This is a genomic window from Hoeflea prorocentri, assembly GCF_027944115.1.
Classification (GTDB): Bacteria; Pseudomonadota; Alphaproteobacteria; order Rhizobiales; family Rhizobiaceae; genus Hoeflea_A; species Hoeflea_A prorocentri.
Window position 1 is genome coordinate 1,415,527 of record NZ_JAPJZI010000001.1, and the last position, 13,584, is coordinate 1,429,110.

The 13,584-nt window shown below is 57.0% G+C and carries 14 protein-coding genes; 8 read left to right on the forward strand and 6 right to left on the reverse strand.

Annotated elements, in window-relative coordinates; all coding sequences use genetic code 11:
- The first annotated feature begins 118 nt into the window (after nt 1–118).
- The 6 genes from OQ273_RS06515 to OQ273_RS06540 all read left to right on the forward strand — a co-directional run bounded on the left by OQ273_RS06515 (nt 119) and on the right by OQ273_RS06540 (nt 7,119).
- A complete protein-coding gene (locus OQ273_RS06515; protein WP_267989660.1) occupies nt 119–1,450 on the forward strand; it encodes a GNAT family N-acetyltransferase in 1,332 nt (443 codons plus the stop codon).
- An 11-nt stretch (nt 1,451–1,461) separates the two neighbouring features.
- On the forward strand, nt 1,462–2,184 hold the full coding sequence (locus tag OQ273_RS06520; protein ID WP_267989661.1) for a hypothetical protein: 723 nt from the start codon (nt 1,462–1,464) through the stop codon (nt 2,182–2,184).
- The gene (locus OQ273_RS06525; protein WP_267989662.1) at nt 2,181–3,437 is read left to right on the forward strand and encodes an ATP-binding protein; all 1,257 of its coding nucleotides are present in this window, start codon (nt 2,181–2,183) and stop codon (nt 3,435–3,437) included. Before OQ273_RS06520 ends, OQ273_RS06525 begins: the two co-directional genes overlap by 4 nt.
- Nucleotides 3,434–4,600: a lipid II:glycine glycyltransferase FemX gene (locus OQ273_RS06530; protein ID WP_267989663.1), complete on the forward strand. Its 1,167-nt coding sequence runs from the start codon at nt 3,434–3,436 to the stop codon at nt 4,598–4,600. Before OQ273_RS06525 ends, OQ273_RS06530 begins: the two co-directional genes overlap by 4 nt.
- Nucleotides 4,597–5,919: a lipopolysaccharide biosynthesis protein gene (locus tag OQ273_RS06535; protein ID WP_267989664.1), complete on the forward strand. Its 1,323-nt coding sequence runs from the start codon at nt 4,597–4,599 to the stop codon at nt 5,917–5,919. The genes OQ273_RS06530 and OQ273_RS06535 overlap by 4 nt, the downstream gene beginning before the upstream one ends.
- A gap of 123 nt (nt 5,920–6,042) precedes the next feature.
- Entirely contained in the window at nt 6,043–7,119 is a 1,077-nt protein-coding gene (locus OQ273_RS06540) for a COX15/CtaA family protein (protein WP_267989665.1), read from the forward strand.
- A 35-nt stretch (nt 7,120–7,154) separates the two neighbouring features.
- On the opposite strand, the gene argC is transcribed toward OQ273_RS06540, so the two are convergent.
- Nucleotides 7,155–8,087: an N-acetyl-gamma-glutamyl-phosphate reductase gene (argC, locus tag OQ273_RS06545; RefSeq protein WP_267989666.1), complete on the reverse strand. Its 933-nt coding sequence runs from the start codon at nt 8,085–8,087 to the stop codon at nt 7,155–7,157.
- Nucleotides 8,088–8,244: 157 nt separating this feature from the next.
- Between argC and OQ273_RS06550 the strand changes: the two genes are divergently transcribed.
- Nucleotides 8,245–9,417 (forward strand): cytochrome-c peroxidase, encoded by a 1,173-nt coding sequence (locus OQ273_RS06550; protein WP_425493349.1) that lies wholly within the window; start codon nt 8,245–8,247, stop codon nt 9,415–9,417.
- Here OQ273_RS06550 and OQ273_RS06555 read toward each other — a convergent pair.
- From OQ273_RS06555 to OQ273_RS06575, 5 genes are all read right to left on the reverse strand, one after another.
- Nucleotides 9,393–9,890, reverse strand: coding sequence for a DUF2867 domain-containing protein (locus OQ273_RS06555; protein ID WP_267989668.1), 498 nt, complete (start codon nt 9,888–9,890; stop codon nt 9,393–9,395). The two genes, OQ273_RS06550 and OQ273_RS06555, sit on opposite strands and share 25 nt — an antisense overlap.
- A gap of 182 nt (nt 9,891–10,072) precedes the next feature.
- Nucleotides 10,073–10,549, reverse strand: a complete 477-nt coding sequence (rpsI, locus tag OQ273_RS06560; protein WP_267989669.1) for a 30S ribosomal protein S9 — start codon at nt 10,547–10,549, stop codon at nt 10,073–10,075.
- 2 nt (nt 10,550–10,551) lie between these two features.
- The gene (rplM, locus tag OQ273_RS06565) at nt 10,552–11,016 is read right to left on the reverse strand and encodes a 50S ribosomal protein L13 (protein ID WP_267989670.1); all 465 of its coding nucleotides are present in this window, start codon (nt 11,014–11,016) and stop codon (nt 10,552–10,554) included.
- 234 nt (nt 11,017–11,250) lie between these two features.
- Nucleotides 11,251–11,679, reverse strand: coding sequence for a PaaI family thioesterase (locus tag OQ273_RS06570; RefSeq protein WP_267989671.1), 429 nt, complete (start codon nt 11,677–11,679; stop codon nt 11,251–11,253).
- A 40-nt stretch (nt 11,680–11,719) separates the two neighbouring features.
- Complete coding sequence (locus OQ273_RS06575) at nt 11,720–12,589, reverse strand: crotonase/enoyl-CoA hydratase family protein (RefSeq protein ID WP_267989672.1); 870 nt, start codon at nt 12,587–12,589, stop codon at nt 11,720–11,722.
- A gap of 140 nt (nt 12,590–12,729) precedes the next feature.
- On the opposite strand from OQ273_RS06575, the gene OQ273_RS06580 reads away from it, so the two are divergent.
- Nucleotides 12,730–13,551: an enoyl-CoA hydratase gene (locus OQ273_RS06580; protein ID WP_267989673.1), complete on the forward strand. Its 822-nt coding sequence runs from the start codon at nt 12,730–12,732 to the stop codon at nt 13,549–13,551.
- Nucleotides 13,552–13,584 lie beyond the last annotated feature (33 nt).

The following is a 13,584-nucleotide window of genomic DNA, read 5'->3' on the forward strand; positions in this document are numbered from 1 at the left end:
TAAGTCGCAGATTTACGATTGTGGCACGATATTGCCGTATGATTGCAACATCTTGAACAGGAAGGTGTTTCGGGCTCGAAAGCGTGAAGCTGCCGAGTTGCGTGGCAAGGAGACACAATTGTCATTCCATACGGCAAACATCAGTCCGGTCTCGGATGAAAAGCCGATGGCCGATACGCCGCGTCGGATAGATATCGGGTTTCTGTCCGGGTGCCGGTACTTCGCTTATGAGGCGATGGAAGACATTGCGGCTCTGTGGACAGGTCTTCAGCGCGATTGTGTCGGCACACCATTTCAAACCTATTCATGGATCAAGGCAGTTGTCGCGGCGGATTGCCCAGATCAGGGGGATGGGAAGACCGCTTGTTTCAGGCCGCTTTTTGTTGTCGGTTTTGTCGAGGACAAACCGGTCGTGATCCTGCCTTTGGCAATTCGCTATGCGATGACCGGCAAGCTTTTGACTTGGCTCGGCGACAGGATTTCCGATTATCATGGTCCGTTGGTCGATCGCGCCTATGCATCGCGACTGCCGGACAATCTGATTGAAGCGATTGCGTCTCTGATTCACAGTGCCATTCCACAGATCGACGCGGTTCACCTGACACGTCTGCCTGCCAGCGGACCCGATATTGCGAAATCGTCGCTGACAAACGCCTCTGTTCTTGCCGCTGAATACAGCTCCCACACGCTTGCCCTCAAGAAGGACTGGAAGGGTCTTTACGCAGCAATGCGCTCATCCAAGTCGCGCCAGCGTCTGCGCTCGAAATACAGGGCGTTCAAGGCGACCGGCCGCGTCAGTTTCCGAAGGGTAAGAGGCGCGGAAAACTGTTTGACGGCGGCCCGGCAGATACTGGATTGGAAGTCCGCCCAGGTGGAGGAAGCTGGCAGACGCAGCCCCTTTGGTACAGCCGATGCTCCAAGTGCCACCCGGATGGCAATCGAAGCGGCGCTGAGTGATGCGGACAATACGTCGCTGAGAGTCTACGGCCTTTTCAGAGACAACGCTCTCACGGCCGGTATGCTGGCCTTCGCATCCGACCGGGTGTTTTACTACTATGTCTCAGCTTATTCGCCGCAGCTTGACAGCAAGTTCTCGGCTGGCATCCAGCTTCTGACCAAGACGATAGAACTGGCAGCGCGGGCGGGCTGTGACAGCTATGACCTGCTCATCGGCGATGAGAAATACAAGAATGATTGGGCCGATACCGATGTCGCTCTGTTCAACTACACGCGCCCGTTTACATTGAAAGGCCGGTTGATCTGCGCGGCCTTGCATGCGCGTTTTTCACTGAAGAAGAAGATCATGAGAACCCCATGGCTCGACGATTTCGGTCGTTCGACGGTCAAGACGATCTTTGGCCAGACGGCTCGCAAGGCACGTCTGGCTGCGCGGGAACCGAGTCGCGGGGATAAAGCCGTCAGTCCCATCCAACACAGACCACCCATGTAGCGAGAGGTTTTATGGCCGGAACGATACACAGCACACACAACCGTATCGGCACCTTCCTTCGAAGCAAATTGAGCAGCCACGCGATGGCCCCGGACCTGCGTATGCCGGATGTCGACTGGCTCGTCCATCTTGTCACGATGCTTATATCGATTGCGGTTTTGGCTCCTGTGGTCCTGCAGCCATGGGTGGAGCCGAAATGGTTGTTCCTCGACGCGCTGACCGCCGCAGAGCTGTCCGATAGCTGTTGTCGCTCCTATTACGGGTTTATCTCGCTTTTGGGTATCATGATCTGGGTGGCATCAGCAGCCGTGTGTCTGTTCGCCGCGGCATTGCTGTTTTTCATGGGCAAAAAAAATTCGTTTCTCGTCTTTGCACTAAGCGCGGGACTGTTCACTGGCTGGCTTGCTCTGGATGATGGCTTTCTCCTGCATGAGCGGGTGTTGCCGGGGCTGGGCGTTCCGCAAAATGCTGTGCTTGCCGGATATGTGATCATCGCCTTTGGTTATCTGGCGGCAAATTACAGGATCCTGCTTGCGAGCGATTACTGGCTGCTTCTGGCCGGTGGCGGAGCGCTGGCGTTCAGCATGCTGGTGGATGTGGTCTTCCACAGTCTTGATCCGAACATGGTGCTGCTTGAGGACAGCGCGAAATTTGTCGGCATATGCGCGTGGGCCACGTTCCACATCACTACGATGGCCAAAATCCTGCTTCTTGATCGCGAGGCCAGACCATGACCTCAACCTCCGGTAAAGAACCGGTCGCCTTGCTGCTGGGCAACTATCGCCCATCGCTTACCCTGGCGCGAGACCTTCAGCGGAAAGGTTACCGTGTTGTGGTCAGCTCGCATGGATGCGAACGAGGCTGCCAATACAGCCGGGCGGTTTCGGATATCTGGGATCATGCACCGCTTGAGGCCACACCGGACAGGTTTGCCCAGGAACTGCAGATGTTCCACAAGGACAATCCGAACCTTGCGGTTATTTTTCCGGTTGCGGAGGAATATGTCCGTCTGATTGCCGAGCATGAAAATTCGTTCGAAGGCCTCCCGCCGATTGCCACGGTCGATGCTGCAACCGTCCGCAAATGCCTCGACAAGCCATACATGATGCAACTGTCGCATTCGTGCGACGTTCCCACCGCGCCTTTTTCGACGAGTTCAAATACCGAGCAGTTTTACTCGGCGATGGAGACAGTCGGTTTTCCTTTGATCGTGCGGCCATCCGATTCAACAAAACGGATCGATGGCGCAAAGGCCTTGTTTCTGAATTCCGCTGCCGAGGCGGAACAGGCCTTCAAGGATTTCAGCCTCGGGTATCAGGACCTTCTGCTTCAACAAAAGTTCGAGGGTGTTCGCCACAATGTCTATTTTGCTGCTCACGACGGCGTCGTGAAACGCTGTCTCCATGCGGTTATTGATCGTACGGACAGCCCCGACGGAACCGGGCTTGCCGTTGAGGGCAGAACACTTCCAGCCGGTCACCCGCTTGTCGATCAGACCTGCTCACTTGTTCGCGCACTCGGCTACACCGGTATCGGTTGCGCGCAGTTTCTCTTTGATGAAGTGACGGAGCAAAGCTCCTTCCTGGAAATCAACCCGCGCATTGCCGGCAATCACGCCTTGCCGGAGTTTGCGGGCCTGGAGTTGGGCACGTTCATGCTCGACCTCGCACTCGGCCGCAAGCCGGGGGCTGGAAGCGAGCAGGGTCGGGCCGGTATTCGCTATTGCTGGACCAGCGGCGATCTCATGGGAGCCAAAGTTTCCTATCTGAGAGGCGAGGTCAGCCTGCGAGAAACAGTCACGTGGATTATTCGGGCGCTGTCCGTTGGCTTTCGATCCGATGTCCACATGGTTTTCAGCGTGTCGGATCCCGCGCCGGCGCTTCACGCCCTTTGGGATGTCGTGCCGCGCCTTGCCCGTTGGAAACGGCCGGTTATTTCACCGCGTCAAAATACGATAACAAATCATACTTCCGGAAAATCGTTATGAACATGAATGTAGATGCACGTCTGTCCAGCCAGGCCAACACCATTGGCCTTGAATCTGTAAAGGCAGCCACAGGTCACCGCGGGGCTTTATCCAGCGGCCTGCGGGTGCAGGTTGTTGCACCCCTGGAATGGGATGAAATCGCGACGGGATTTGCTGATATTCTTCCTGAGCAAACGGGCGCCTTCAATATCGCGCGGTGGGGAGAGGATCGCATTGAATGCGTGAAGTTCCTGGAGAACGATCGCATTGTTGGCGGGGCGGTTGCCTATGTTCGCCCAATTCCGCTGACCGGAACCGGTATTGCCATCGTCAAATGGGGACCGATCTGGCGTGCGAAGGGACAGGAGGTCAGCGATGACATGTATCGCAGGATCATACTTGCCCTGGACGAGGAGTATTGCACGCGCCGCAACATGCACCTGACGGTCGCGCCGCAGGCGGTTCCACCGTATGACGCGCTGGCGCTGAAGGTGCTGGAACAGCTTGGATTTTCCAGGGGCGCGAGTTTCGCCGCGCCGGAGCGCTACCTCGTCAATGTCGATCTTGCCGAAGACGATCTGATGGCGAGCCTCGATCAGAAATGGCGTTACAATCTGCGCAAGTCATGGAAGAACGAATTTGATATCGCGTTTTGCAACGACGACAACGGACTGAAGGAATTCCTCAAGCTCTATACAGAGATGACAAGCAGAAAGCAGTTCCTTGATGCATCCGCGATCGACTCGCTCGAGGATTTCGTTCGAAATGGCGTAAACGGCATAAGGCCGTCCGTGGTTCTCGTTTCGCACGAGGGGACACCCACTGCAGGCGGCGTGTTTTTCGCATCCGGCGAAGTGGCAAGTTATATGTACGGAGCGACCGACGGTCGGGCCCTGCGTCTCAAAGCGGGGTACGCGATGCACTGGTGGATTGCTCAACATTATTGTCAGCAGCCCGGTGTGAAATGGTACGACCTGGGCGGCAACGATCTGGATTCGGGCCTGCATCAGTTCAAGAAAGGCATGGTCGGCAAGGGCGGCAGCATCGTTGATGCCCCGCCGCGTTTTCACCATGCCCGCTCGCTCTTGTCCAACTTTCTGGGCACCTCGGTTTTCCGTCTACGTGACGCGATGTCTGCTGTAGAGCGTTACAAGCATGACCTGCTGCGAAAGGCCGGCCGGTGAAACACGGCGCGTTTCGAAGCTTTCTTGCGCGATTTTCGATCCTGGTTTCGGGCCGCCTTGTCGGCGCGGTGGCAACATTTGCCCTCAACCTGCTGATTATCAGGCTCCTGGGCGTTGATGCGCTGGCCGATTATGCGGTGTTCGTGTCGATTTCCGGTGTGCTGGCGGTCTGCCTTTTCCTTGGTTTCAACTCCGTCGCGTCCTTCTTTGCTGCAGAATACCAAAACGACAAGTCCCTTGATCTGCTGAAGGGTTTCGCCATACGGGCAATGAAAAACGGTTTGGCGGTTATCGCTGTTCTGCTGGCAGCTTTCAGCGTCTACTGGGCGATAAACCCGGTCGGCATCGGCCTGGACCATGTGGCCTATCTCGGCATTGTCGTCGTGACGGCCGCCGGCCTTGCGACACTCAATCTGAACAGCGCGATACAGGTCGGGCTGAAGCGGCCTCTGGCGGGGTTGCTGCCGGATACATTGCTGCGTCCCGTTATCCTGATCGCCGGCGCCGCCCTTCTGCTTTTCGGCCAGTGGGTGACGGACATATCCGGGATCATAGCCCTGGCCGGCGTTGCCGCCTGGCTTGCGGTGGCGGCGGTCTTGATCTGGGATGCAAATTTCCGCAGGCGTTTCAGAGAATTTGACGGACGCGGGGAAAGCGGCCGCTGGTACCGGGCTGCGTTTCCATGGCTGGGCACGAGCCTGCTTTGGGATCACATGATCGATCTCGTTGTTTTGACCGCCAGTCTGCTCGCCGGTTCGGTCGAAATCGCGATCCTTCACATCTGCTTTCGTTACCGGGTGCTTGCCGGCTTTGGAATGCGGACCATCCATTCGCTGATGATGCCGGAAATCACAGAGCAGACCTTGCGACGCGATACTGAAGCCCTTCAGCGCAAATTGTTTCTGACAAATATCGCGTCGATCGGTTATTCGATTTGTGTTCTGGCCGTGTTCGCAGTCGTCGGTCACTTTCTGCTCGGCCTGTTCTCGAAAGAGGTGGAGGCCGGTTATCCGATTCTTCTTGCCGTGACCCTGACCATGCTGGCGCGCTCGATCTTCGGTCCCGCTCCGCTTATTCTTGCCGTCCACAATCAGCATGTGGCGACGATGCTGGTGAGCCTTGCCGGCCTCGTCGTAGCCGTCACATGGATGATGCTGGCCTATCCGGGTCTTGGAATCATGGCTGCAGCGTCCGGATACACGGCGGGCAATCTTCTTGTATCGGTGGTCTTGTGGCGGTATGCGCGCCTGAAGACCGGCATCGACTGTTCCATCTTCGCGGCCTTGACGCCGGCCGGAGCCACTTTTGCCGTAAAGTAGCACTGCCCGGCAGAAAACACTGTCAGGACACGTTTGCCGGTGATGAGGCAAAATGGCGCTTGCCTTCGGCTGCACTCTGCTTCAAATGTCCGAAAAATCAGTCCGTTGACGGAAAGCCGATCCATGAGTGTTGCAGAGAGTTCGGATAGTGTAGCCAGGAACCGTGTGGCGGTGCGGATTTGGCTCGGGATCGTTACCCTTGCGATCTTTGCTCTTGTGATTGTCGGCGGCGCAACACGATTGACCGATTCAGGCCTTTCGATAACGCAATGGGAACCCATCCATGGTGTCATCCCGCCGCTCAGCGAAGCCGAATGGCAGGAAGAGCTCGAGCTCTATCGGCAAATTCCGGAATATCAGCAGATCAACAAGGGCATGAGCCTTGATGAGTTCAAGTTCATCTACTGGTGGGAATGGGCTCATCGGCTGTTGGCACGCGGGGTAGGGGTTCTCTTTGCCGTGCCGCTCCTGGTTTTCTGGGTTTCGGGGCGCATTGAACAACGCCTGAAATTGCCTCTTTTGGGACTTCTAGCGCTTGGAGGGCTGCAAGGCTTTATCGGATGGTGGATGGTCACGTCCGGCCTCGTCGACCGGGTGGATGTCAGCCAATACCGGCTTGCAACGCACCTGACGCTGGCCTGTGTGATCTTTGCAGCGATAATCTGGGTCTCGCGCGGGCTTGCTCCGCATAGCAGCGACCGACCCCCATCGGAGGGGTCAGGTGGTTTTGCCGGTCTTATAGCCCTAATGATCGTCGTGCAGATTTATCTCGGAGGTCTTGTCGCGGGGCTTGATGCGGGGTTGGCCTATAATACCTGGCCCTTGATGGACGGCGCATATGTTCCTTCGAACCTGCTGGTGATGGAGCCTGTGTGGGTGAATTTCTTCGAAAACGCCAAAACTGTTCAGTTTACCCACCGCGTCTTTGCCTATCTTCTGTGGCTTGCAACGCTGTTCCACATGATCAGATGCATGGTTCTTGCGCCTGAGACGACCCATGCCAGGCGTTCGGTCGTCCTATTTGTCCTGATGACACTGCAGGCGGCTATCGGCATCACGACACTGCTTGAGCAGGTGCCGGTGACTTGGGCGCTAATCCATCAGGGCATGGCATTGGTGGTACTGGCCTTTGCCGTCGCGCACTGGCGCGCTTTTGCCGGCACCTATCCAAGACCCGCCCTGTCCCTTCAGGCAGCCTGAAGAGACACTGGCGAGGTTGTCGGAGCGCAGCGGGTTTACCCGGCGAGCATCAGGTCCATGTTCTGAACGGCAGCGCCTGATGCGCCTTTTCCGAGATTGTCGAGCAGGGCCACCAGATTGACATGCGGACCTTCCGGGTTGCCGCAGACAAACAGGCGCATATTGTCCTGTCCGGCGAGAGCCTCGGCATTGATGCGTTCGCTCGAACCGCATTCCTCAAGTGTCGCAACCTCGACAAAAGACTGGCCGGCATAGTGCGCGTTCAAGATTTCATGCACATCGGCCAGCGTCGTATTGCCGGTCAACAGATCGAGGTGAAGCGGAACCTGGACGATCATTCCTTGCGCGAAGCGGCCGACACTGGGCGAAAACAGCGGGGTTCTTTCCAGAAGTCCGTGCTGCTGCATCTCGGGCAGGTGCTTGTGCCGCAAAGAAAGCGCATAGGCAAAATGCGGCGCGTCAATATGCTCCGCATGCGCCTCGTCTTCCATCTTTGCAATCAGTTGCTTTCCGCCGCCGGTATATCCCGATACCGCATTAACTGTGACCGGATAGTCGGACGGCAGTAAGCCGGCCATCCGCAGCGGGCGGATCAACGCGATCGCACCCGTCGGGTAGCAGCCGGGGTTGGCGACAAAGCGTGCGCCGGCAATCTTGCCGGCCTGGGTACGCTCCATCTCAGCAAAGCCATAGGTCCAGCCCGCATCTGTCCGAAAGGCCGTGCTCGTGTCGATGACACGGGTTGAATTGCTGCCGCCGAGCATGCCCATGGCCTGACGCGATGCGGTGTCAGGCAGGCACAGGATGGCGATATCGGCCTCATTGAGCTTGTCTTCGCGCATAGCATCGTTACGCCGCTCGGCTTCCGGGATCGAGATCAGATCGATATCGTCGCGACGCGACAGCCGGGACCTGATCTGCAGTCCGGTTGTTCCGTGTTCGCCATCGATAAAAATCTTCGGTTTCATTGTCGTCCCGATCTTCTTTCCGTTTGTTGGTGTGTCTAACCGCTTTGATCTGTCAAACCTGATCGCCGAGAAGCTTCGCCCGCGGCAAATTTGACGTATCATTTGTAAGCACTCCCGTATAATTGTAGCGCAAACAGGTTTCAATAGGGTTGGTTTTATGCGTGTGTTGAGCCGTTTTGTTTCAACGGTGTCCCTGACTGCCGTTTTGCTTCCCATTGGATTTGCAATGGCCGACGAGACGGCCTTCAATTCGCCCCAGAAACTCGGCGAGGCGCTGTTTCACGACGTCAATCTTTCAAAGAACCGCTCGCAGGCCTGCGCCACCTGCCATGCGCCCGAAGCCGGATTTGCTGACCCGCGTGAAAACGGGCACCCAGGAACCGTGGCAAGGGCCGTTTCGCTTGGCGATGACGGCGTTTCGATCGGTGACCGGAATGCTCCGACCGCCAGCTATGCGCGGTTCAGCCCGGTTTTTCATCTCCGCAAGGACGGTGAATATGTCGGCGGGCAGTTTCATGACGGGCGGGAGCCTGACCTGGAAGGACAGGCGGGCGGTCCGCCGCTGAACCCGGCTGAAATGGGCATGGAGAGCAAGGCGGCGGTCGTGGCGCGGCTCATGGAGAATGCCGACTATGTGGCCGCATTCAAAGCGCATTTCGGTTCGGATGTTTTTGACGATGCGGAAGTCGCCTATGGGGCGATGACAAAGAGCATTGCCGCCTTTGAGCGAACGGATGTCTTTTCGCCGTTCGATTCCCGTTACGACCGTTATCTGAAAGGCGAGGTCACCTTCACCGATCAGGAGGAGTTGGGCCGGACGTTGTTTTTTTCCGACCAGTTCACCAATTGCAATCAATGTCACCAGCTTCAGGCCATTCCGGGCGCTGAGCGGGAGACATTCAGCAATTACGAGTATCACAATATCGGAGTGCCGGTGCATGTGGCTGTCAGGGAAGCCAATGGCAGCGGGGAAAAGGTCGCCGATCTTGGACTGCTCGCCAATACGGTTGTGAGCGATCCGGCGCAGGCGGGCAAGTTCAAGGTGCCGACATTGCGTAATGTCGCCGTGACCGGTCCCTATATGCATAACGGCATTTTTGCGGAGTTGCGGACGGCTGTCGCGTTCTACAACAAGTTCAACACAACGGCGCCGTCAGCGCAGATCAACCCGGAAACCGGTGAGCCTTGGGGTCAGACCGAATTCGAACATACGATTTCGGTGGAAGAGCTGACCCACGGGCCGGCTCTGGAAGACGAGAGGATCGATGCGCTTGTCGCGTTCCTGAAGACGCTGACCGACGCGCGCTATGAGCACCTGCTTGAGGAATAAGCCAAGCCATCAAACGGTTCTTTTCCAACTCTTGCCAGCGCATCCCGGGCAATCAGGATATGAAACGGCAAAATGGTTCTCAGGTACAACCGGCCGCCGAGATTGTGCGGGTGGACCCAGGTGGCGAGGTAGACACGCCCCTGCGTCGAAAGAACTGAAACCCGGAAATTCAGATGCCGGTCGTTGAAGCCGGCGATGAGCTCTTCTTGTGTTTCGCTTTCGACGGGGAAAGCTCCGACTTTGTCCTCGGCAGGCGGGCCGTCCCCGGACAGGCCAAAGGGTGCTGTCAGCATATTGCGTAAGCACACCAGAACGCGCGCCCAGGCGGGAAACGAGGTGATGATCTCAGCCGCGCGGCGCGGAGGCATGTTTGCAGCAACACAATAGCAATCAAGGAAATCGCCCGGCGATACACGCTTGTGCAGTGTGCTTTGCGCGGGCAGGTCTGTTGCAGCCACGCCATTTTCAAACATGTCCAGCCTCTCGCATGTGCATCATCACCAAAAACTTTTCCAGCATATAGGTGTTACCACTGCCCCGAACAGGTGCTTTGCCAGGGTCAAATCAGCGCAACCAAAGCCCTTGCGATTTGCTCGAAAGCAAAAGAGGCGCTGCCAATGGCAGCGCCTCATATTGATCAGACCTGAAAGGCTGTTTAGCGCTTGGAGAACTGGAAGGAGCGGCGGGCTTTTGCCTTGCCGTATTTCTTACGTTCAACAACGCGGCTGTCGCGGGTCAGGAAGCCGCCTTTTTTCAGAACCGCACGAAGGGCCGGCTCGTAGTGGGTCAGCGCTTTTGAGATGCCGTGGCGCACTGCGCCGGCCTGTCCGGACAGACCACCGCCAGTCACCGTTGCGATCACGTCGAACTGGCCGTCACGGGCCGCAGCGACGATCGGCTGCTGCAGGATCATCTGCAACACAGGACGGGCGAAATACTCCGAGAAGTCTTTCTTGTTGACCGTGATCTTGCCGGTTCCGGGCTTGATCCAGACGCGGGCGACCGCGTCCTTACGCTTGCCGGTGGCATAGGCGCGGCCGTGTTCGTCCAGCTTCTGCACGTGGACGGGAGCCTGGACTTCTTCGGTTTCGGTTGCCTGGCCGAGTTCTTCCAGTGAGTTGAGTTCAGCCATGGTCAGCCATTCCTCTTGTTCTTGGTATTGAGCGCGGCGACGTCGAGAACGGCGGGCTGCTGCGCTTCATGCGGATGCTCGGAACCAGCGTAAACGCGCAGGTTCTTCATCTGGCGACGACCGAGAGGACCACGCGGGAGCATGCGCTCGATGGCCTTTTCAACGACGCGTTCGGGAAAGCGGCCCTCGAAAATCTGCCGCGCCGTGCGCTCCTTGATGCCGCCGGGATAGCCGGTGTGCCAGTAGTATTTCTTGTTGGTGTATTTGCGGCCGGTCAGGACGGCCTTGTCCGCATTGATGATGATGACATTGTCGCCGTCATCGACATGAGGCGTGTAGGTCGGTTTGTGCTTGCCGCGCAAGCGCAGGGCCACGAGGGAAGCAAGGCGGCCGACGACGAGACCTTCGGCGTCGATCAGTACCCACTTCTTCTCCACCTCTGCCGGTTTCTGCGAGAAGGTTTTCATTGATATGCTCTTTCTCAGGACCTTTGAAACAAAGGCTTTTCTTGTTGCTTGGCGCCGGACCCGTCCGGCAAACGCATATCGGCCCCGCTCGGGACCGATATTGACGGCGGTTATAGATCAAGCAATTGACTGCCGCAAGCAAAATTTTGAAGCCTTATCTTCAAAATACCCATTAAATTCAATAGTTTAAAAAATAGGTATTATATTACCACAACGGGGCCGGCCTATGACCGCTCACGCATTTGACGGCTGACCCGGCGGTATCGAATAGGTTCCTGTTGCATGGGCGACCGTCAGCCCGTCCGAACAGGTTCTCATTTCGACATCGAAGACGACCAGTGAACGTCCGAATTTAAGAATTCGGCAGAGGCCGTCAATCGGCCCGGCAAGCGCCTTTCGCATGAAGTTGATGTTGAGGTTGGTGGTGACGCTCAACGCTTCCGGTCCGGTGTGTGAAAGCACACAGGCATAACCGCCGATGTCGGCGAGTGTGAAAAGGGAAGGGCCGGAAACCGTTCCGCCGGGGCGTAGATGCGCCTCCGTTGCATCAAGCCGGACAGTGCAGCCGCCAGGCACAACATCAACAACCGAATAGCCTGACATGGCATCGTTCAGTTGCGGGTATACTTCCGCCAGAAAAGCGTTGACTTCCTGTGCGGTCATGAGGGGGTTCAAGGTATGTTTTGACATGGTGTTCCGTCTGTTAGCTGCCTTTTACGGAATTTATCGGCCGGTCTTCGGTCCAGTCATAGGTTCCAAGATCGCGTTCACGAACCGCCTGCTTCCAGCCGACCTCTTCGGCGCGGTGTTTGAAATTCAGGCCTTCGGGCGAATGGCGGGTGATGCCGTCAAACACCGTCGCGAACATCTGTGTCTGGTGCAGTCCCATGGCTTCGATTGCCTGGTTGACCACGAGCTTTTGCATCATGAGCTGATTTTTCGGAACCCCGGCGACCCTCTCTGCCAAAGCGTCAACCTCGCCGTCAAGCCGGTCAGCGGGAACGGATTTGAGTACAAGGCCCCAATCCTCGGCTTGCGCGCCGTTGATCGTATCGCCCGTAAAGAGCATGCGTTTGGCTTTTTCCGGTCCGAGGCGATAAACCCACATGGCGGTTGTCGGGCACCCCCAGACGCGCGTCGGCATGTAGCCGATGCGGGCATCATCAGCCATGACGATCATATCGCAGCACAGCGCGATGTCTGATCCGCCTGCGACGGCAAATCCGTGAATCTTGGCAATGACCGGTTTGTAAGAGCGCCAAAGCGACATGAAATGCTGCGTGTTGCGCATCATGAAGCTGTAGTCTTTCATCGGGTCCCAGGGCATGTCCTGGGTGGCTTCGAAGCCTTTACCCTCGCGCGCTTCGGCGTAGTAGGCGAGATCGTAGCCGGCGCAGAAGCCCTTGCCGGATCCCGACAGCACGATGACATGCACATTGTCATCGTCATTGGCTGCGGCAACGGCTGCCTCCAGTTCCCGTGGAAGTTCATCGTCTATCGCGTTGAGAACATCGGGGCGGTTCAGTGTTATCCGGCCTATGCGGCCGTCTGTTTCGAAAAGAACCCTCGCCATAGTCATCCTCCCGAAAGATGCAATTCCTTAAATAACGTTGACGTAAACGTAAGGGGAAGTGTTGTCCTTGCCAAGTCGCATGGCCGCGATATACCAAGGAAAGGTGCCGCATGGCGATGCAAGCGAACGGAGGATCCGTGATGTCAGAAACCGCAGCCGCGAACAGCAACGATCAGGATGCGCTTGTCGTCCGCCAGTTGGCCGACGGGGTTCTCAGGCTCACGCTGAATAATCCGCCGGCAAATGCCCTGTCGATTGCGATGATGGAGGCCCTCAAATCTGCTCTTGATGCGGCCGGGACCGATAATGATGTTCGGGTGGTCGTCATTTCGGCAGCGGGGAAAGTGTTTAGCGCCGGCCACGATCTGAAAGAATTGACGGCTCACCGATCGGATGACGACCGGGGGCGCGTTTTTTTTGAAAAGACAATGCGTCTTTGCTCCGATCTCATGATGACGATCACCGCCTTGCCGAAGCCGGTGATCGCGGAGGTCGATGGGCTCGCAACGGCGGCCGGGTGTCAACTGGTGGCGACGTGCGATCTGGCGATATGTACCGATACGTCGCAGTTTTGTACGCCGGGCGTGAACATCGGTCTTTTCTGCTCTACCCCCATGGTTGCGGTATCGCGGGCTGCTCATCGAAAACAGGCGATGGAAATGCTGTTGACCGGTGAGCCGGTCGATGCGTCGAGCGCCAAGGAATTCGGTCTCGTCAATCGTATTGTTCCAAAAGAATATCTGCGGACCGTGACCGACAAATATGCTGCCGTTATCGCATCAAAGTCCGCTTTGACCCTGAAGATTGGCAAGGAAGCCTTTTACCAGCAACTCGAGCGGCCGCTCAACGAAGCGTACGATTATACTGCCTGGGTGATGACTGAAAACATGCTGGCGCGGGACGCCGAGGAAGGCATCAACGCTTTTCTGGAGAAACGCGAACCCAAGTGGAGCGACCGTTAGGGCAGGGCATTCGGTATGCGGCGAACCATTTCG